We start from the raw sequence: 19,554 nt of genomic DNA, 5'->3' as shown, positions 1-19,554 counted from the left end.
CAGTATGCGGTATCCGATCTGCCGGCGACGGGGCTGTCATTCGGACATATTCGGGTCGCGAGGCGACGCATCTGCCGCATCCGCATGTCGGTGGCCCGAATCCGGCGTCGGCGGTGGCAGGCTGGATCCGATGACCACTGAACCCCCGGCGGGCGATCGGCCCGAAGACGAACGCGACGCCGGCGACCAGGCTGAAGCCGCAGGTGCTGCGGACGACCAGGATGTGCCCGACGCCGCGGCGACACCCGGTGATGCCGTGGATCCGAACGACCCGCCCGCGGACGATCTGCCGACCGGGCCGATAGATACCCGGGCGGTGCGGGCGGCCGCGCTGCGGAAGATCAGCGCGCCGGTGTGGGCCCTTGTCGGAGCGGCCGCGGTGACATTGATCGTCGTGATCGCGGTCGTGGCGTCGACGGCGGGCGATGCCGGACCTTCCGTGACGGGTTCGGCGCATGCCATCGACGGATCGATTCCGGCGGGCACGTCGACCAGCGATGGGGCATCGACGCCGACCGAGTCGGGGTCGCCCGGCTCGTCGACGAGCCCGGCCGCCGGATCGGTCGCCGACAAGGCGCTGACCCCGGCTGATTTCCCCGCGGGGTACTCGGCGTCGGCACCGCCGTCGGATCAGCTCGCGAATGTGCTGGCCGATATCTCGGGATCGGCGTCGGCCGGCACCACGGTGATCCCGGCCGAGTGCGCCGCCCCGACGCTCTCGACCGATCCGGACGATGCGTCGGTGCTGGTGGCGACGACCGAGGCCGGCACGCTCACGGTCGCCACCGTGCGGGTCGACGGTGACCTGACTCAATCGGCGGTCAACCCGTGCAGCAGCTACACGACCCGCATGTACGGCGCGACGGCGAAAGTATCCACAACCAAGCTCCCGCCGTCTCCGATACAGGCCGACGATTCGGTCGCCTTCCGTCGCGTCCGGAACACCGGCTCGGGAGAGAACCTGAAGCAGACGACCACCGTGCTGGTGGCACAGAACGGCCCAATTCGCGTGTACGCCACGTATTTAACGTTCGGCGACCGCAAGCTGGACGGTCGGGCGCTCGACGATGTCTTCACCAAGGCCGTCGAGAAATCCCGTCACTGAAACTGTGGATAACCGTCGCGAGGCGACCAGGATTCCGACCGTTTAGTCCGATTCGATGGCGACCATGTGCGCATGCCAGATGAATCAGACTTCATTCACGTCCGGATCTCCGCGCCCGGAGCGCTTCTCGCCGCGGTCCCCTCGGTGCTCGGCTTCATACCGGAACGTTCGATCATTCTCATCGCCTTCGATGAGCCGGGGGATGTCGTCGGCGCGACCATGCGCTACGACCTCCGGCTGAACGACGACGGCGCACCGAGTCCGGAGCTCATCGCGACGCTCGACCATCTGGGAGCGATCTGCCTGCGCGACGACATCGACAAGGTGATCGCGGTGATCGTCGACGATCGCTACGACATCGACGCACCGCAGTACCGACGGGTCTTCTCGATCGCCGACCGCGCGATGCGGGAGACCGGCGGTGTGGTCACCGGTTTCGTGGCGGGGACCATCGAATCCGGCGCGAAATGGTACGTCGCGTGGGCGACAGATCCGCTGCGCCGCGGGGCGCGCGGGGATATCGACGATCCGGTGACCAGCCCGGTGGCCGTCGCCCACGCGGTCGCCGGGGGCCGAATTCTGCAGCGCCGCAGCGACATGGCCCAGATGCTGTCCGATCGGCCGCACTGCGATGACCCGGAGTGCGCCGCAGACGGTTGCCCGCCGTGGCGGCCGCTCGACGGCGAGGTCGGCGAGGAATGCGACTGGCTGCTCGAAACAATCGAGGACTACGGTCTGCCGCTGGCCGACTGCGAGGCCGTCGACCGAGCCCAGAATGCGATCCGGCACAAGGGGGTCCGGGACATCATGTTCGCGGTCGCCGCGACGGCGATGCAATCCGCGGCCGAACACGTCTGGCAGCAGCTGGCCCGGCAGCTACGCGGTGAGGGCCGCGCGGCGGCCGCAACACTGCTGGCGCACCTGAACTATCTGCGCGGCGACGGCGCGATGGCCGGTACCTGCCTGGAGGTGGCGTTGGACGCCGACCCGGACTACTCGATGGCGCAGCTGCTCGATCAGGCGCTGCGCGCCGGAATCCGGCCGGACATGATGGACGACATCGCGGCCCAGGGTTCGGCGATGGCATGGGACTACGGTGTCGTGCTGCCGCCCGTGATGCGCCGACGCGCGGGATAGCGGATGGTCAGCGCTGTGCCGAGTGGGCGCGGTCGCCGAGCTTCGACGTGAAATCCCAGGCGTCGGAGACGATCACGGACAGGTCCGTCTTCGCCGGGCGCCAGCCGAGTTCGCTGATGGCCCGCTCGCTGGACGCGATGAGCACAGCGGGATCGCCGGCGCGGCGGGGCGCCTCCTCGGCCGGGATCTGGAGGCCAGTGACCTCGCGACAGGTCGTGATCACCTCGCGCACCGAGAATCCCGCCCCGCTGCCGAGGTTGTAGATGTCGTGCCGTCCCGGCGTCGAATGCTCCAGGGCCAACGCATGCGCCTCCGCGAGGTCGTGCACATGGATGTAGTCGCGGACCGCGGTGCCGTCGGCGGTGGGGTAGTCGGTGCCGAAGATCTTGATGTCGTCGCGATGGCCCAGGGCGACCTGCAGCACCAGCGGGATCAGATGCGTCTCGACGACCCGGTTCTCGCCGACGCTGCCGTAGGCGCCCGCGACATTGAAGTAACGCAGGCTGGTGGCGGCGAAATCGTATGCGGCGCAGTAGGAGGTGATGGCGTGGTCGATCGCCAGCTTGCTGGCGCCGTACGGATTCGTCGGAGCCGTGGGTGCGGACTCGACGATCGGCACCTGCTCCGGCTCGCCATAGGTCGCGGCCGTCGAGGAGAAGACCAGGCGCCTGGTATCGGTGGCGCGCATCGCGTCCAGCAGCGCCAGCGACTCCACGACGTTGCCCTGCCAGTACTGATGCGGATCGGTGACCGACTCGCCGACAAGGGATTTCGCGGCGAAATGCAGGACGCCGTCGAAATCGGCGCCGGCCAGCACGGCCGGCGCGACCGCGCTGACATCGCCCTCGATGAACTCGATGTCGGCGCCGACGGCCTCACGATTGCCGGTCGTCAGATTGTCGATGACGGTGATCTGGTGGCCGCGGTCGGCGAGCACCCGAGCGCACACCGAACCGACGTAGCCGGCGCCGCCGGTCACGAGAAGCCGCACGCGGTCAGACCTTTTCGACGTGAATCGAGTGCGCCATCTCTTCGGACAGCGTCAGTCCCGCGTGTCCCGGGGTGGAGATCATGACCGCGTCCATCGTCGCCTGCACGGTGACGCGGGCGTTCGGCACGACACCGGCCTCGCGCAGCGCCGTGATCAGCTCGGTGTCGGTCTGCGCGTGCTCGGACAGCCGCCGCACGATCACCGCGACCGGCTCGCCTTGCGGGATATCCGCGAGGCGGGTGGTGGGCTTCGCCGGGGCGTCCGCGGACACGCCGAGTAGCTCCAGGCCCGGGATCGGGTTTCCGTACGGCGAGGTCGTCGGGTGGTCGAGAATCTCGAGCAACCGGCGCTCGACGTTTTCGCTCATCACGTGCTCCCAGCGGCAGGCCTCGTCGTGCACCTGGTCCCACGGCAGGCCGATGACGTCGACCAGCAGCCGCTCCGCCAGCCGATGCTTGCGCATGACAGAGGTGGCCAGACCGCGTCCCTTGTCGGTGAGTTCGAGGTGCCGGTCGCCGGCGACGCGCACCAAACCGTCACGTTCCATTCGTGCGACCGTCTGCGACACCGTCGGGCCGCTCTGATCGAGGCGCTCGGCGATACGTGCGCGCAATGGCACGATGCCCTCTTCCTCGAGGTCATAGATGGTGCGCAAGTACATCTCGGTGGTATCAACCAGATCATTCACTGCAGCCAATCCATCCCTTCGGTCCAAACGCGCGTCTGCATGTCCAGGTTACCCGCACCGCATAGTCTCGAAGACATGAGCGACACGGCAGGGCGGATGAGTGACGGTTGCCATGGGTGATACGGCAGTGGCCTGGTCAGACCGCTTCATGCACTACCGCTGGGTGTCGACGCACCCGATGAACCCGATTCGCCTCGCGCTCACCATCAGTCTGGCCGAATCGCTGGACGTGCTCGGGGATGTTCGGCTGCACAATCCCGAACCGGCGGACGACGCGCTCCTGCGGTCGATTCACACCGAGGACTACCTGATGGCGGTGCGTGCGGCTTCGCGCGCCGAGGGCGTCACCGCGGGGTCGTCGAAGCTGCTCGAACGGGTCTACGGGCTGGGCAACGCGGACAATCCGATCTTCGCCGGGATGCATGATGCGGGCGCGCTGCTGGTCGGGGCGACCGTGCAGGCCGCCGAGCTCGTCGCGACGGGACAGGCGCGGCGCGCGGTCAACATCAGCGGCGGAATGCATCACGCGATGGCCGGGCATGCGGCCGGCTTCTGCATCTACAACGACTGCGCGATCGCCATCACCTGGCTGCTCGACCACGGCTACGACCGCATCGCTTACGTCGATATCGATGCGCACCACGGCGATGGGGTGCAGCAGGCCTTCATCGACGATCCGCGGGTGCTCACCGTGTCGGTGCATGAGGACCCGGCCAGCCTGTGGCCCGGGACCGGGTACGCGGACGAGGTCGGCAGTGGGGCCGCGGCCGGCACCGCCGTGAACATCCCGCTGCCGCCGGGCACGCCGGATGCGCTGTGGCTGCGGGCCTTCCATGCGGTGGTGCCCGGCGTGGTGGGGGCCTTCAAACCGCAGATCATCGTCGGGCAATGCGGCGTCGACTCGCATCGACGCGATCCGCTCACCGACCTGATGCTGACGGTGGACGGTCAGCGCGCGGCGATGATCGCGATGCGCGATCTGGCCGACAAGTACTGCGACGGCAAGTGGTTGGCGGTCGGCGGTGGCGGATACGGACTCATCGACGTCGTGCCGCGGGCATGGACGCATCTGCTGGCCGTCGCCTCCGGCCGGGATCTGCCGGTGGCGACCCCGGTCGGCGAGAAATGGTGTCAGGAGGCCGATCTGGCGGCCCAGTCGCTCGATCCGATGCTGCGCAGCTCGCCCGTGCGGTCGATGGGCGACGAGGACGGCACCGGCGACTACGAGCCCTGGGAGGGCGCCGGCGGGCATTCGCCGGTCGACGCCGCGATCGCGTCGGTGCGATCAGCCGTCTATCCACTGCATGGCCTGGACCCGGAGGATCCCCGTGACTGAACAGACCGGCACCCGCGCGTCGTCCCCGTTCCCGGCCGACTGGGCTGCGGATGTCCTGGCGTCGGACGGCCGCGTGGTGCATCTGCGGCCGATCGTCCCCGCGGACGCCGCCAAGCTCGCCGAATTCCACGGCAAGCTCTCCGAGCGCACGCGCTATCTGCGGTACTTCGGCCCGTATCCCACCCTGTCCGAACGCGATCTGCTGAGGATGACGACGATCGACTACCGCGAGCGGATGGCGTTCCTGGCGATCCTGGACGACCAGATCATCGCGATGGGCCTGTACGAGTCCCTCGACGGCGAGGGCAAGCCGGAGTCGGCCGAGGTTGCATTCGTCGTCGCCGACGAGCATCAGGGTCGCGGGCTGGGGCCGATCCTGCTCGAACACCTGGCGGCGGTCGCCGGCGAGAGCGGATTCAAGCGGTTCGAGGCCGAGGTGCTCAGCGAGAACCCGACGATGGTCGCGGTGTTCCGGGATGCCGGCTATCAGCTGGAGCGGAGCTTCGACGGCAGCACCATCCACGTCGAATTCACCATCGACCCCACCGATGCGCAGCGAGTGGTCCGCAACGCGCGTGAGCGGGCGTCGGAGGCCCGCAGCGTGGCGAATCTGCTGCGCCCCGAATCGGTGGCGGTGATCGGCGCATCGACCGATCCGCGCAAGGTGGGAAACGCGGTGCTGGCCAACGTGATCGCGGGCGGCTTCACCGGGCCGGTGTTCCCGGTCAATGCCGATCGCCGGTCCGTCATGGGTATCCGTGCGTACCCGACCGTGCGCGACATCCCCGATCCGGTGGATCTGGCGATCGTCGCGGTGCCGGCCGGTGTCGTCGACGAGGTCCTCGACGATTGCTTGGCCAAGGGCGTCAAGTCGATGGTGGTCGTCTCGGCCGGGTTCAGCGAGATCGGCTCGGACGGCAGCGAATCGGAGAACCGCCTCGTCGAGTCGGTGCGCTCGCACGGCATGCGGCTGGTCGGGCCCAACGCCCTCGGCGTCGCCAACAACGAGGTCGGCGTGCGGCTCAATGCCACGCTGGCGCCGCGGATTCCGGGTCGGGGAGCGGTCGGATTCTTCTGCCAGTCCGGTGCGCTCGGCATCGCGATCCTGGACGAGGCGGCGCGGCGGCGTCTGGGGCTGTCCAGCTTCGTCTCGGCCGGCAACCGTGCCGATCTGTCCGGCAATGACATGCTGCAGTACTGGGATTCGGACGCCGACACCGAAGTGGTGCTGCTGTATCTGGAGAGCTACGGCAACCCGCGCAAGTTCTCACGACTGGCCCGGCACGTGGCGCGCAGCAAGCCGGTGCTCGTCGTCAGCAACGACCTCGGCGAGGACGACGAGCTGCTGCGGCAGTTCGGCGTGATTCCGTGCTCCGGCATCAGCGAATTGTTCGACTGCGCGACAGTGCTTGCCTATCAACCGCTTCCGGCCGGCCCGCGGGTGCGGATCATCACCAACTCGTTGGTGCTGGGGGAGATGGCGGCGGCTGCCGGCGCGCGGGACGGCATCGAGGTGGACGGCATCGTCGATCTGGAGCCCGGCGCGGCACCGGCCGAGTTCGAGGCCGCGGTCGTCGCCGCCACGGCCGACGATTCGGTGCACGCGATCATGGCGGTCTTCGTGCCGCCGGTCGCGGTGAGCGTCCAGGACTACGCCGGAGCACTGCTGACCGGGTCGCGCGGGTCCGCCAAGCCGATCGTCTCCACCTTCCTTGCGGTGGACGGCATTCCGCGCGGCCTCAGCATCGTCGACGACGGCGGCGTACCCGTGCGCGGATCGATCCCGTCGTTCGCGACTCCCGAACGCGCGGTCTCCGCGCTCGCTCAGGTGTCGCGGTACGCCAAATGGCTCCGCGCGCCCCGCGCCGACGCCGAACTGCCCGCCGGCATCGACGCCGCCCGCGCGACCGGACTGATCGAATCGGCGATCGATGCGGGAGCCGGGGTGCTCGACGATGGCGCCGCGGCTGAACTCGCCGCCCGCTACGGGATTGCCGTGACCGAGTTCCGGACGGTGACCGACGCCGACGCGGCGATCGCGGCGGCCGACGAGATCGGCTATCCCGCCGCCGTGAAAGCGGTGTCACCGCAATGGCGGCGGCGTGCCGACCGCGAAGGGGTGCGGCTGGATCTGCCCGACAAGCATGCCGTGGCGGCCGCGTTCGCCGACCTGACCGCGCTCACCGGGGACACCGAGCTGCACGTGCAGGCCATGGCGTCCAAGGGCGTCGGCGTGGCGATCACCGCCGGCGATCATCCGGCCGCCGGCTCGCTGATCTCGTTCGGGCTGAGCGGCCCGCTCAGCGATCTGGTGGGCGACCGGGCGGTGCACGTCGTCCCGCTGTCGGCCGCGCAGGCCCGGGAACTGGTCGACGCGCCGCTGTCGGCCGCGCTGCTGTCCGGCTACGGCGGCTCCGCGCCGGTCGACAAAGACGCGATCGCGGATGTGCTGCAACGGGTCTCGCTGCTGGTCGATCAGCAGCCGGGAGTGCGCACCGTGCGTCTGGATCCAGTGCTCGCCGCGCCCGGCGGGGCGGCGGTGCTCAGCGTCGAGATCGAAGTCGGCCCAGTGCCCTCGCGTGCTGACAGTGGCCCTCGGCGGCTGCGCTGACGCCCGCCAGCGGCTGGATGGCGGCTGACGCCGGGGCTGAAACGAAGCGACCCGGCGTCCATGCGGACACCGGGTCTGGAGGGGAATGCTTCGTGGAGCCGATCAGCTCGCGTAGGCGCGCAGCCGCTCGGCACGGTCGCCGTTGCGCAGCTTGACCATCACCTCGCGCTCGATCTGCCGCACGCGCTCGCGCGACAGGCCGAACAGTCGGCCGATCTGGTCCAGGGTGCGCGGCTGGCCGTCGTCGAGGCCGTAGCGCAGCCGGATCACCTGCTGCTCGCGCTCGTCGAGGGTGGCCAGCACCTGACGCACGTCGGTGTGCAGGAGGCCGGCGATGACCGCGTTCTCGGCCGACGTGGCCTCGGCGTCCTCGATGAAGTCGCCCAGCGGTGCCTCTTCGTCGCTGCCGACCGGCATGTCCAGGCTCACCGGGTCGCGGCTGTGATCGAGGAGATCGGCGATCTTCTCGGCCGGGATGCCCGACTCGGCCGACAGCTCCTCGTCGGTCGCCTCGCGGCCGAGCTGCTGATGCAGTTCGCGCTTGATCCGGGCCAGCTTGTTGACCTGCTCGACCAGGTGGACGGGGAGGCGGATGGTGCGGCTCTGATCGGCCATGCCGCGGGTGATCGCCTGCCGGATCCACCAGGTGGCGTACGTCGAGAACTTGAAGCCCTTGGCGTAGTCGAACTTCTCCATAGCGCGGATCAGGCCGAGGTTGCCCTCCTGGATCAGGTCGAGCAGCGGCATCCCGCGGCCGGTGTAGCGCTTGGCCAGCGAGACCACCAGGCGGAGGTTGGCCTCCAGCAGGTGTGCGCGGGCGAACTCGCCGTCGCGGACGATCTGCGCCAGATCGCGCTTCTTGGCGGCCGAGAGCCGCTTCTTGGTGGCGAGTACGTGCTTGGCGTACAGGCCGGCTTCGATGGTCTTGGCCAGTTCGACTTCTTGCTCCGCGTTCAGCAGCGCAGTCTTGCCGATGCCGTTGAGGTAGACGCGAACCAGGTCGGCGGACGGGGACTGGGCGTCGAGGTCTGCGGATGTCAGCGCTGGACGGGTCGCCTTGGCAGGCGCGGCCTTGGTGGCGGTTGCCTTGGTGGCGGTGGTCGTGGTGGGCATCTCGAGCCTCCCTTGTCGGCGACAACTGTGCGTGTTCACCCGGTACAACGTCTGGCAGACGTCAGGTAGTTCCGGCGCGCTGCACTTACAAAAGCGTGCTGACCTGCGGTAGCTGTCGATAGGGGCTGAGAGTCTCCTGAGACTTCGATTAACTTCGCCAGCAGCGAACCGATTCGTCGGCATCAGGTCCGCCGCGACCGCCGACCGGGCGAGGATCGCGGACCGGCTAGCGCGTGTTGTCGGGCCGCAGCACGCCATGCCGGACGAGGCCGGTCAGCAGCTCATCCAGGGCCTGGTCGTCGAAGCCCTCGACGCCGGTCGCGACGGCAAGCAGCTCGGCGACGTCGGCGGCCGGGAGCCCCTCGTGCCTCAGTCCGGCAACCAGGGCGGCCGCGGAATCGTCCACCTCATGCACCCAGCGGGGGCCGTCGGCGCGATGCAGACGCCGGACGACGTCGACCCAGCCGGTGTCGGGGTCGATCGTGGCGACCCGCTCCAGCGCGGCGCCATCGGTCAGCTGCAGCCGGGCGTCGCGGACGTCGTTCTCGCGCAGCCAGGCGACGCGGTCGAAGTAGGCGGTGGCCTCGTCGCCGAGCGGATCGTCGAAGCTGTGTCGCAGATCCTCGGCCAGGATGTCGCTCGGTTCGTCGGTTCTGCGCAGGAACACGAAGCCGAATCCGACGCCTTCGACGCCGGCATCGGCGAAGCGGTCGAGCCACCGCGCACCGACCTGCTGGGCCTCGACGTCGCGCGGATCCAAGCCGCCGTCGCGCATCCAGGTACCGACGTACAGCGCCGGATCGGCGATGTCGCGCTGCACGATCCACGCGTCGACACCGTGGTCGGGCAGCCACGACGCCAGTCGGGATCGCCAGTCTGCCTCGGTGACGATCCACGACGCGAGCATCGCGGCGGTTCCGCCGGGTGCCAGCCGGTCGGCGGCGCCGCGGATCATGAGTTCGCTCGCGCCGTCGAGATCGAGACCCGAGTCGCGGTAGGAATGCTCGATCGTGCCGCTCCCGACCACGAAGGGCGGGTTCGCCATCAGCAGGTCCGTCTGCTCGTCGGCGACCGGCTCGTACCAGGAACCCTGCCGGATCTGTACGCGGGCGGGGTTGATTCCGTTGAGCGCCAAGCTCGCTCGGGTGAAGTCGAGACAGCGCGGGGTGATGTCGGTGGCGATCACCCGGTCGGCATGATCGAGCGCGGCCACCGTCTGCACGCCGCAGCCGGTGCCGATGTCGATCGCGTCCGCGACCGGATCACGCGGCGTCGCGCGTAGCAGCGACAGCGACGCCTCGCCGACGCCGAGCACATGGTCGGGCCGGGTGCCGACGATGCGCATCGACTCGTCCAGATCGGCGAACACCCAGCGGCTTCCGGATCCGATGTCGAACGGGCGGACGTCGATCGCCGACCGCACACCGTCCGCCGTCGCTTCGAGCAGGCCCGCCGCCAGCGCGGCGTCGAGTTCCAGCGGCGCCAGGACGGCCGCCGCCTCCTGATGCGCGATCACATCGCCGACCAGCAGCAGCCGCACCAGGGTGCCGAGCTCGCCGGTGCAGGCCCGGCGGACCGCGACCGGTTCGCCGCGCCCGAGGGCGGCGTGGGCGTCGGCGCCGAGCATCCGCAGCAGGCCGTCGGCGGTGTAGTCGAGCCGTTCGAACGCGGCGCGCAGGGCCGGCGCGATGGTCGTCAGCGTCGCCGACGATCGTGCGGTGTCAGTCATCTGGGATCCTTACCGATGGTCGCCGGCGGCGGTGGTGGGGTGAACAGGCTGCCGCCGACGCTGCCCTTCAGGGTGCGGATCGTCACCAGCGCCCAGGTGCTCAGCAGACAGATATAGGCCACCACGGCGGCGACCTTGAACAGCGGCAGCCCGGTATGCGCGGCGAGCTGCGAGGTGCCCGTGACGAAGGTGCCGACGGGGAAGGTCAGGCTCCACCAGGTCAGCGCGAACGGCATGCCGCGGCGCAGCGTCCGGACCGTCAGTGCCGTCGCCAGCCCGATCCACAGCACGGCGAAGCCCCACACCGGCACACCGAACAGGACCGCGAAAACCTTCATGCCGGAAGCCAATTGGGGCCGGACCGCGAGCTCGGCGACGGTGCCCAGCAGGCCGGCGGCGGTGATGCCCTGGCCGAGCGGGCCCAGCACGATCCACAGCGTCGGCACCCGCGCCGATCCGGACGTGCCGTAATGCGCCAGGCGACTCCAGATCATCGTGATGATGATCAGCGCGGCGAACAGCGACAGGCCGAACATCGCGAAACAGCCGTAGAACATCGTGGTCCGCCCGGTGCCCGGCGCCATGTGCGGAATCAGCAGTGCGCCTGACGCCGCGGCGACCATCGGCGGCACTACGGGCATGAGCCAGCCGCCGAATGCGGCGTCGGGGCCGACCTCCAGCTGGGTGAACATCAGGTAGGGGATGGAGAGTGCGGTGAACAGGCCGCCGAGGGTGCCGGCCGTCCACAGCACCCAGGCGAGGTCGACCGCGGCGCGGGTGCCGATCAGGTCCCGGCCGACGAGGAGTGCGCCGGCGGCGACGGTCAGCAGGGCCATCGGTGCCGCGCCGTAGAAATGCGTCATCTGCGGGTTGCGCGCCTGGCTGCGGGCAATTCGGGGGTCGCGCATCCATTGCACCGTGACGGCGCCGATGAGCAGCACGAGCAGGGCAGCGGTGAGTACCCACACGACTTCGGCGAAGGCGCGTAGTCCGGCCGGATGCACGGGCAGCGATGCGGCGGCGGTGGCGACGATCCCGGTGCCCATCACCGACGCGAACCAGTTCGGTCCGAAGTAGTTGAGCCGCGCGGCCTCGACGCTATCGACACTCATGCGCGTACTCGCTTCGCTCCGTGCGCGCACGAGGTACCCGCGCACTGCGTTGATGGATTCGTTCGCTGACGCTCAGTCATGCAGCGATAGTCACAGGTGAAAGCGGCCGGCGGCACAGGAATGCCGTCAGGTGCACCGGACCGCGCTAATCGCCGTCGCGGATGGTGCCGCTGACTTCGCCCTCGATGGCCGTGGGCTTACGCGACTCCAGGGACGGTGTGGCGGGCGGGCCGTACTTGTAGAAACGGACCTCGTGCTTGCCCCGCGGCGGACGGTCATTGGCGATGAGGACGGCGATCCAGGGGATCGGGATCGAGACGGCCAGGATGGCCAGCGCGATCAGGCCGTTGTGGGTGGCGCCGTAGACCACGCCGGCGATAACCAGGGCGGGAACGCGAAACGCCATCATGAACAGGTACTTATGGACCCGAGCTTTCTGCTGGGCCTGCTGCGAGGGCTGTGCCTCGGTGATGAGAATCGCGTTGCGGGACTCGGCGTCCATAACCTTTATTTTCCCACTGCCGTCAACCGGGCGCACAATGAGGTCCATGAGCGAGACACAGACTCTGGACCGTCCCGATATCGACACGGACGAATCGACCGACGACGACACTCCGAAGGTCTTCCACTACGTCAAGAAGAACAGGATCGCCGAGAGCGCGGTCATGGGAACCCATGTGGTGGCGCTGTGCGGCGAGGTCTTCCCGGTGACGCGGTCGCCGAAGCCGGGATCGCCGGTCTGCGAGAAGTGCAAGAAGATCTACGAGCGCATGAAGAAGGACGACTGACCGCGCCGGGTCAGCGGTCGTCCGGCCGCCGGCGCGGATCCTGCTCGCCGCGGCGCAGGATCGGTCCGGTCGGTAGGCGTTTGATCCGGTCGGCGAGTTCGCCGGAGTTCGAGCTGACCCATTCGCGCACCTGCTCGGTGTAGGTGGGCTTGGCCGGCCAGCGTTCCTGGACGACCGCGTTCAGCTCGGCGCCGCCGACGATCGCGAAGCCCAGGAAGAACGTGAACAGCAGGAAGGCGATCGGCGTCGACAGCGCGCCATACGAATAGCCGACCTTCGCGACGTACTGCAGGTACACGCGGAGGACCGCGCTCGCGCACCAGAAGATGACGCCCGCGAGGATGGCCCCGTAGGCCAGCCGCCGCCACGGCAGCGGGTGCGGCAGGGCGATCCGGTACAGCGTCGTCAGGGCGACCAGCAGCAGCAGCGCGACGACCGGGAAATAGGCGTAGTCGATGACGTTCGAGCTGAGCGGCTCCCACGACTTCGGCAGGATGTGGCGCACATACCTGGGCCCCAGCGCCACCATCGGCACGGCGAAGATCGCGACAACGAGGAACCCCAGATACACCCACAGCGCGAAGAGCCGCTGCTTGACCGGGTGCCGCACCTTGTGCTGGCCGTGCGCCAGATCGATCGAGTCGATGAAGCTCGACATCGCCGACGACCCGGCCCACAGCGACATGATGAACCCCAACGAGATCAGTTCGCCGTGCGTATGCGCCAGCACATTGTTGACCGACGGAAGGATGATCTCGTTCACGACTGACTCGCTGAAGATGCGGTGGCTGAAGCTGACGATGCCCCGGCGGACCGCGTCGATCGTGTCCGGGCCGAACCAGCTGGCGACGGAGCCCAGCGTTCCGAGGAGTGCGAGCAGCAGTGGCGGCAGCGATAGCGTCTGCCAGAACGCCGCCTGGGCTGACCGGGCGAAGATGCCGTCATCCCAGGCTTTGTTGGCGACCTGCCAGGCAACCTGGGGAATCGCCCGCAGTACAGACAGCACCGACGTCTTCTGCGGCGACGTCGACGAACCCGACGGCGCGGCAGGTGGCGGCGTCGGTCTCGGCGGGATCGGTTCGGTGTTGTCGATGACACCAGCATTGCCGATCGCGGTGCGGTGCGTCGCGCATGGGCGCGGCGTGTCCGTGGCCGTGTCGGCCCCCGGTAGAGTGGCTCCGGCGGTCAGCAGCCGTTTCGATCCGCGGTCTGCCGCCGGATCGGCCGGCAGCGATCGCCGATTTTCATCCCCCACCCCCAGGAGCAGCACCCCGGTGACTTCGGCCGCACAGGATGTCTCGGATGTCCCTGACGTTTCGGATGCATCCGCCGGCGCGCAGCGCGCGCCGCTGCGTGCGTGGCAGCGCCGCGCGCTGACGAAGTACCTCTCGACATCCCCGCGCGACTTCCTCGCGGTGGCGACCCCCGGTGCCGGTAAGACCACCTTCGGGCTGCGGCTCGCGGCCGAACTGCTGCAGGCGCGGATCGTCGAGAAGATCACCGTCGTCGCGCCGACCGAGCACCTCAAGTTCCAGTGGGCCGCATCGGCTGCGGCCCAGGGGATTTCGCTGGATCCGAAATTCTCCAACTCGACCGGCCAGACCAGCTCCGACTACGACGGCGTGGTCGTCACCTACGCGCAGGTGGCGTCGCACCCGAGCCGGCATCGGGTGCGCACCGAGAACCGCAAGACGCTGGTGATCCTGGACGAGATCCATCACGGCGGCGATGCCAAGAGCTGGGGCGGCGCCATCCGCGAGGCATTCGGCGACGCAACCCGGCGCCTCGCGCTCACCGGAACCCCCTTCCGGTCCGATGACAGCCCGATCCCGTTCGTCACCTACGAGCCCGAGCCGGGCGGCGGGCAGCGCTCCAAGGCCGACCACACCTACGGCTACTCGGACGCCCTCGCCGACGGCGTCGTCCGTCCCGTGGTGTTCTTGGCCTACTCGGGGCAGGCGAGCTGGCGGACCAGTGCGGGGGAGGAGTTCACCGCGCGGCTGGGCGAGCCGCTCTCGGCCGAACACACCGCGCGCGCCTGGCGGACCGCGCTCGACCCGCACGGCGACTGGATCCCGGCGGTGCTGACCGCCGCGCACAAGCGGTTGATGCAGAAGCGCAATTCGGGTGTGCCCGACGCGGGTGGTCTGGTGATCGCAACCGACCAGACGGTCGCCCGCGACTACGCGGATCTGCTGACTGCGATCTCCGGCAAGCCGGTCACCCTGGTGCTGTCCGACGACCCGAAGTCGTCGAGCCGTATCGCCGAGTTCGCGGCGTCCGACGACGAGTGGATGGTCGCGGTGCGCATGGTGTCCGAGGGCGTCGACGTCCCGCGCCTCGCGGTCGGCGTCTACGCGACGAGCGCGTCGACACCGCTGTACTTCGCGCAGGCGATCGGCCGGTTCGTGCGTGCCCGCCGCGCTGGCGAGACCGCCAGCGTCTTCCTGCCGTCCGTGCCGGTCCTGCTGCAGCTGGCGAGCCAGCTGGAGGAGCAGCGCGACCACGTGCTCGGCAAGCCGCATCGGGAATCCGACGGCTGGCAGGACGAGGCGCTCGCGGAGGCCAACAAGCAGGAGGACGAGCCCGGCGAAGACGAGGGCACGTTCCAGTCGTTGCATGCCGACGCCGAGCTCGACCAGGTCATCTATGAGGGATCGTCCTTCGGCACCGCCACCTTCGTCGGCAGCGACGAGGAGGCCGACTATCTCGGCCTGCCGGGACTACTCGATCGCGATCAGGTGCGCGATCTGTTGAACCGGAGGCAGGCCGAGCAGGTGACCGCGCGTACGGCCGGGATCAAGGCGGCGGAGAACTCCGGCGCCACTGAACGGGCCGAGACGCGCGATCAGCTGGGTGTGCTGCGGCGCGAACTCAACAGTCTGGTGGCGATGCACCACCAGCGCACCGGAAAGCCGCATGCCGCGGTGCACAACGAATTGCGGGCGGCACTCGGTGGACCGCCGACGGCGATGGCTACGGCCGAGCAGCTGCGCGAACGGATCGCACAGCTGCGCCAGTGGCGCTGAAGTTCGGACGACGAACGCCGACCAATGACGTCGGCGCGACGCTCAGATCAGCTGATCGCTGTCGTGCTCGATGGTCGCGCCCAGGTCGACCAGGCGGGCCTCGTGCTCGTTGAAGTGGTGCTGGCAGAACAGCAGCTCGCCACCGGCGGGCAGAAATGCGCGTACGCGGGCGGCGGCACTGCAACGATCGCAGCGGTCGGCAGCGGTGAGGGCGGGAGAGGTCGTCGTAGCAGTTGCGATGTCCATCATTCCTCCGTCCCTGGCCATCTGGATGGCCGGATCCGAGCGGGCGCCTCGGGTGAGGCGCTACTCCTACTCTGTCAGACGATCCGGCCCTGAGCTTTGTTCCCCGGGTGTCCCGGGTGTGTCGCTACTCACTGTTTCGGGGTACTCCACAGTGCGGAACCGGCGCCGACACAGGGCATACCGTGTCGACGCCGGGTTTCGTTAGCCGTTAGTCGAGATAGTCGCGCAGCACCTGCGAGCGGCTCGGGTGCCGCAGCTTGCTCATCGTCTTCGACTCGATCTGCCGGATGCGCTCGCGCGTGACGCCGTAGACCTGGCCGATCTCGTCCAGCGTGCGCGGCTGACCGTCGGTGAGTCCGAACCGCAGCCGCACGACGCCGGCCTCGCGCTCGGACAGCGTCTCGAGCACCGACTGCAGCTGATCCTGGAGCAGCGTGAAGCTGACCGCGTCGACCGCGACGACGGCTTCGGAGTCCTCGATGAAGTCGCCGAGCTGGCTGTCGCCTTCGTCGCCGATGGTCTGGTCGAGGGAGATCGGTTCACGGGCGTACTGCTGGATCTCCAGCACCTTCTCCGGCGTGATGTCCATCTCCTTGGCGAGCTCTTCCGGAGTGGGCTCGCGGCCCAGGTCCTGCAGCAGCTCGCGCTGGATACGGCCCAGCTTGTTGATGACCTCGACCATGTGCACCGGGATACGGATGGTGCGGGCCTGGTCGGCCATCGCGCGGGTGATCGCCTGTCGGATCCACCAGGTGGCGTACGTCGAGAACTTGTAACCCTTTGTGTAGTCGAACTTTTCGACCGCGCGGATGAGGCCCAGGTTGCCTTCCTGGATGAGGTCGAGGAACGCCATGCCGCGGCCGGTGTAGCGCTTGGCGAGCGAGACGACCAGTCGCAGGTTGGCCTCGAGGAGGTGGTTCTTGGCGCGGTTGCCGTCGCGCGAGATCCACAGGTAGTCGCGGCGCTGGGCGGTGGTCAGCTTCTCGCCGGCCTCGGCCTTACGGCGGATCCACTCGGTGGCATAGAGGCCGGCCTCAATGCGCTTGGCCAGCTCGACCTCTTCCTCGGCGTTGAGGAGCGCGACCTTGCCGATCTGCTTCAGGTACGCACGCACCGAGTCTGCCGACGCCGTCAGCTCGGCATCCTTGCGGGCCTGTCGCAGCGCCTCGGATTCCTCCTCGTCCCAGACGAAGTCGCCGGAGGCCTTGTCCGCCTCGGACGGCTCCTCGATCTCTTCCTCGTCGGACTTGCCGGCGGCCTTCTTCTTGGCGTCCTTGCCGCCCTTGGCCGGGGCCTCCTCGACCGCCACCTCCTCGACGTCGACATCCTCCACGTCGAGCTCGCCATCGGGAGCGTCGATGTCGTCGATCGAACCGGGGCCGTCGACCTCATCCTCATCGGACTCGGTCTCGGGGCCGGCCTTGGACGTGGCCTTCTTCGCGCGGGTCGCGGCCGAGCCGGTCGCCGCGGCCTTCTTGGCCGGTGCCTTCTTGGCGGCGGCCTTCTTCGCCGGAGCTGCCTTCTTGGCGGCGGCCTTCTTGGCCGGTGCTTTCTTCGCCGGGGCGGCCTTCTTCGCGGGAGCCTTCTTGGCCGGTGCTTTCTTCGCCGGAGCCGCCTTCTTGGCGGCGGCCTTCTTGGCCGGTGCCTTCTTCGCCGGGGCGGCTTCCTTCTCGGCCGAATCCTTGGCGTCGACTTCGGATTTCTTTGCCGACGAACGGAATATGCTGGCTACCACGTACGACCTTTCGGGACTGACCGCTGAGCTGTCATACGCAGGCGAAAATACGCCCGTGATGGCGGTCGGCGCTGGGATTGGCTTCCCCGGTGTGAACCGGACCGTTCCATTGTAACGACAAGGATGCGGGAGCGGCCTGCGACCTTAGGGTCGCAGGCCGGTGTCCACCGCCATCGCGGCGCCGACCAAGCCCGCGTTGTTGCGCAGTTCGGCCGGCACAACCGGAACCCGATTGGTCAGCATCGGGATCCATTTGTCTGCCTTACGACTGATTCCGCCGCCGACGATGAACAGATCGGGCCAGAAGAGCTTCTCGTAGGTCTCCAGCACGAGGGAGACCTCCTTGGCCCAGCGCTGGTACGACCAGTCCTTGTCCTCCTTGACTTTTGACGACGCGCGGTGCTCGGCCTCCTTGCCGTCGACCTCGAGATGGCCGAGTTCGGTATTGGGCAGCAGCACGCCGTTCTGGATGATCGCCGACCCGATTCCGGTGCCGAGCGTGAGCAGCATCGTGACGCCGTTGCGGCCGTGTCCGGCGCCGTGTGCGTCCTCGGCGATGCCGGCCGCGTCCGCGTCATTGAGGACGGCCAGATCGCGATCGCCCAACTCGGCGGCGAACAGCGGGTAGACCTCGGTGCCGATCCAGGCGGGGTCGATGTTGGCCGCGGTGCGGCAGACGCCGGCGGCGATGACCGCCGGCAGGGTGATGCCGACCGGACCCGTCCAGCCGAAGTGGTCGACGACCTCGCGGACCCCGCTGGCGACCGACTGCGGGGTGGCCGGATGCGGTGTCAGAACCTTGAATCGATCGCCGACGAGTTGCCCGGCGTCAAGGTCGACGATGCCGCCCTTGATGCCCGATCCGCCGACGTCGACCCCGAAGCCGTGCTTGACCCCGGATGCCTGGGTGACGGCCATGCGTCCTCCTTGATGAAGTGGCGGCGCACGATGCGCGTCATCGAGCCGCGGCGTGGTGACGGGTGCTAGACGAGACTAGCCGCTGCCACCGCGCCGGGTGTGTGTTGCGATGGAGTGGTGAGTGATTCATCGAGTGATGCGGTGTCGGCGACCGAGTTGCGGGAGATCGCACTGGAAGTCGCGCTGGCCGCAGCCGCGCATATTCGTCGGCGCCGGCCGGAGCTGTTCGGGCACGAGGCGCGCGACCGTGCGGCCGCCGTCGCCACCAAGAGCAGCCGTACCGACCCGGTCACGGTGGCCGACACCGAGGCCGAGGCATTGATCCGAGATCGGCTGGCGGCCCTGCGACCCGACGACGCGATCCTCGGCGAGGAGGAGGGCGGCAGCATCGAGGTGCCCGGCGGGGTGCGCTGGGTGGTCGACCCGATCGACGGGACCGTCAATTTCCTGTACGGCGTTCCGGCATACGCGGTTTCGATCGCGGCGCAGATCGACGGCGTGTCGGTTGCCGGCGCCGTCGTCGACGTGGCACGCGACGTCGCCTACCACGCCGCACGCGGGGACGGGGCCTGCTGTCGATCCGGTGCCGCGGCGCCCGGCGGGGAGATTCCGCTGAGCTGCAACGACATCGCCGATCTCGATGTGGCGTTGGTGGCCACCGGGTTCGGGTACGACGCCGAGCTGCGGCGCGCACAGGGTGCCGTGGTCGCCGACCTGTTGCCCAGGGTGCGCGATATCCGCCGAATCGGTTCGGCGGCACTGGATCTGTGCATGGTGGCATCCGGTCAGGCCGACGTGCACTACGAGCACGGGCTCAGTCCGTGGGACTGGGCGGCCGGATCGTTGATCGCGTCCGAGGCCGGCGCTCGGGTCATGACGCCCGCCGCGGACTCCCGGTCCGTCGACCGGGCACTGACGCTCGTCGCCGCACCGGGTGTCTTCGATCAGTTCGCCGACGCGTTGGCCGGGGTGAACGCGTTGGGCGCGCTCTAGACCCTGCGGCCGGCGCGCGGTCA

General features: G+C 68.8%; 17 protein-coding genes. 7 read left to right on the top strand and 10 right to left on the bottom strand.

From position 1 onward, the window contains the following. The first annotated feature begins 130 nt into the window (after positions 1-130). Together G341_RS0114370 and G341_RS0114365 are read left to right on the top strand one after the other, a co-directional pair. Entirely contained in the window at positions 131-1,105 is a 975-nt protein-coding gene (locus G341_RS0114370; protein ID WP_018179851.1) for a hypothetical protein, read from the top strand. 72 nt (positions 1,106-1,177) lie between these two features. Next, entirely contained in the window at positions 1,178-2,242 is a 1,065-nt protein-coding gene (locus tag G341_RS0114365; RefSeq protein ID WP_018179850.1) for a DUF4192 domain-containing protein, read from the top strand. A 7-nt stretch (positions 2,243-2,249) separates the two neighbouring features. Here G341_RS0114365 and galE read toward each other — a convergent pair whose 3' ends face one another. After that, positions 2,250-3,233: a UDP-glucose 4-epimerase GalE gene (gene galE, locus G341_RS0114360; RefSeq protein WP_018179849.1), complete on the bottom strand. Its 984-nt coding sequence runs from the start codon at positions 3,231-3,233 to the stop codon at positions 2,250-2,252. Positions 3,234-3,237: 4 nt separating this feature from the next. Further along, the gene (locus G341_RS0114355; protein WP_018179848.1) at positions 3,238-3,921 is read right to left on the bottom strand and encodes an iron-dependent transcriptional repressor DtxR; all 684 of its coding nucleotides are present in this window, start codon (positions 3,919-3,921) and stop codon (positions 3,238-3,240) included. A gap of 112 nt (positions 3,922-4,033) precedes the next feature. Here G341_RS0114355 and G341_RS0114350 point away from each other — a divergent pair, with 112 nt between their 5' ends. Then, a complete protein-coding gene (locus G341_RS0114350; protein WP_018179847.1) occupies positions 4,034-5,257 on the top strand; it encodes an acetoin utilization protein AcuC in 1,224 nt (407 codons plus the stop codon). Next, positions 5,226-7,868: a bifunctional acetate--CoA ligase family protein/GNAT family N-acetyltransferase gene (locus G341_RS0114345; protein WP_018179846.1), complete on the top strand. Its 2,643-nt coding sequence runs from the start codon at positions 5,226-5,228 to the stop codon at positions 7,866-7,868. The genes G341_RS0114350 and G341_RS0114345 overlap by 32 nt, the downstream gene beginning before the upstream one ends. Before the next feature lie 102 nt (positions 7,869-7,970). On the opposite strand, the gene G341_RS0114340 is transcribed toward G341_RS0114345, so the two are convergent. The 4 genes from G341_RS0114340 to G341_RS0114325 all read right to left on the bottom strand — a co-directional run bounded on the left by G341_RS0114340 (position 7,971) and on the right by G341_RS0114325 (position 12,324). After that, a complete protein-coding gene (locus G341_RS0114340; protein ID WP_018179845.1) occupies positions 7,971-8,981 on the bottom strand; it encodes a sigma-70 family RNA polymerase sigma factor in 1,011 nt (336 codons plus the stop codon). 226 nt (positions 8,982-9,207) lie between these two features. After that, positions 9,208-10,710: a DUF7782 domain-containing protein gene (locus G341_RS0114335; protein ID WP_018179844.1), complete on the bottom strand. Its 1,503-nt coding sequence runs from the start codon at positions 10,708-10,710 to the stop codon at positions 9,208-9,210. Further along, on the bottom strand, positions 10,707-11,822 hold the full coding sequence (locus G341_RS0114330) for a TDT family transporter (RefSeq protein WP_018179843.1): 1,116 nt from the start codon (positions 11,820-11,822) through the stop codon (positions 10,707-10,709). Before G341_RS0114330 ends, G341_RS0114335 begins: the two co-directional genes overlap by 4 nt. 145 nt (positions 11,823-11,967) lie before the next feature. Then, positions 11,968-12,324: a DUF3099 domain-containing protein gene (locus G341_RS0114325; protein WP_018179842.1), complete on the bottom strand. Its 357-nt coding sequence runs from the start codon at positions 12,322-12,324 to the stop codon at positions 11,968-11,970. 46 nt (positions 12,325-12,370) lie between these two features. Between G341_RS0114325 and G341_RS0114320 the strand changes: the two genes are divergently transcribed. After that, positions 12,371-12,610: a DUF3039 domain-containing protein gene (locus G341_RS0114320; protein WP_018179841.1), complete on the top strand. Its 240-nt coding sequence runs from the start codon at positions 12,371-12,373 to the stop codon at positions 12,608-12,610. A 10-nt stretch (positions 12,611-12,620) separates the two neighbouring features. Here G341_RS0114320 and G341_RS0114315 read toward each other — a convergent pair whose 3' ends face one another. After that, the gene (locus tag G341_RS0114315; RefSeq protein ID WP_245557004.1) at positions 12,621-13,865 is read right to left on the bottom strand and encodes a YihY/virulence factor BrkB family protein; all 1,245 of its coding nucleotides are present in this window, start codon (positions 13,863-13,865) and stop codon (positions 12,621-12,623) included. A 94-nt stretch (positions 13,866-13,959) separates the two neighbouring features. On the opposite strand from G341_RS0114315, the gene G341_RS0114310 reads away from it, so the two are divergent. Continuing rightward, positions 13,960-15,639, top strand: coding sequence for a DEAD/DEAH box helicase (locus G341_RS0114310; protein WP_245557012.1), 1,680 nt, complete (start codon positions 13,960-13,962; stop codon positions 15,637-15,639). Positions 15,640-15,681: 42 nt separating this feature from the next. On the opposite strand, the gene G341_RS0114305 is transcribed toward G341_RS0114310, so the two are convergent. From G341_RS0114305 to ppgK, 3 genes are all read right to left on the bottom strand, one after another. Continuing rightward, positions 15,682-15,888: a DUF7455 domain-containing protein gene (locus G341_RS0114305; protein ID WP_018179838.1), complete on the bottom strand. Its 207-nt coding sequence runs from the start codon at positions 15,886-15,888 to the stop codon at positions 15,682-15,684. A gap of 205 nt (positions 15,889-16,093) precedes the next feature. Further along, a complete protein-coding gene (locus G341_RS0114300) occupies positions 16,094-17,620 on the bottom strand; it encodes an RNA polymerase sigma factor (protein ID WP_018179837.1) in 1,527 nt (508 codons plus the stop codon). 144 nt (positions 17,621-17,764) lie between these two features. After that, positions 17,765-18,538: a polyphosphate--glucose phosphotransferase gene (gene ppgK, locus G341_RS0114295; protein ID WP_018179836.1), complete on the bottom strand. Its 774-nt coding sequence runs from the start codon at positions 18,536-18,538 to the stop codon at positions 17,765-17,767. Positions 18,539-18,652: 114 nt separating this feature from the next. On the opposite strand from ppgK, the gene G341_RS0114290 reads away from it, so the two are divergent. Beyond that, positions 18,653-19,531 (top strand): inositol monophosphatase family protein, encoded by an 879-nt coding sequence (locus G341_RS0114290; protein ID WP_018179835.1) that lies wholly within the window; start codon positions 18,653-18,655, stop codon positions 19,529-19,531. The last annotated feature ends 23 nt before the right edge of the window (positions 19,532-19,554 follow it).

The sequence above is a fragment of the Jongsikchunia kroppenstedtii DSM 45133 genome (assembly GCF_000380485.1).
In the GTDB taxonomy this organism is placed as follows: Bacteria; Actinomycetota; Actinomycetes; order Mycobacteriales; family Mycobacteriaceae; genus Jongsikchunia; species Jongsikchunia kroppenstedtii.
Note: the sequence above shows the minus strand (reverse complement) of the source record. Positions and strands in the feature narration are given on the sequence as shown.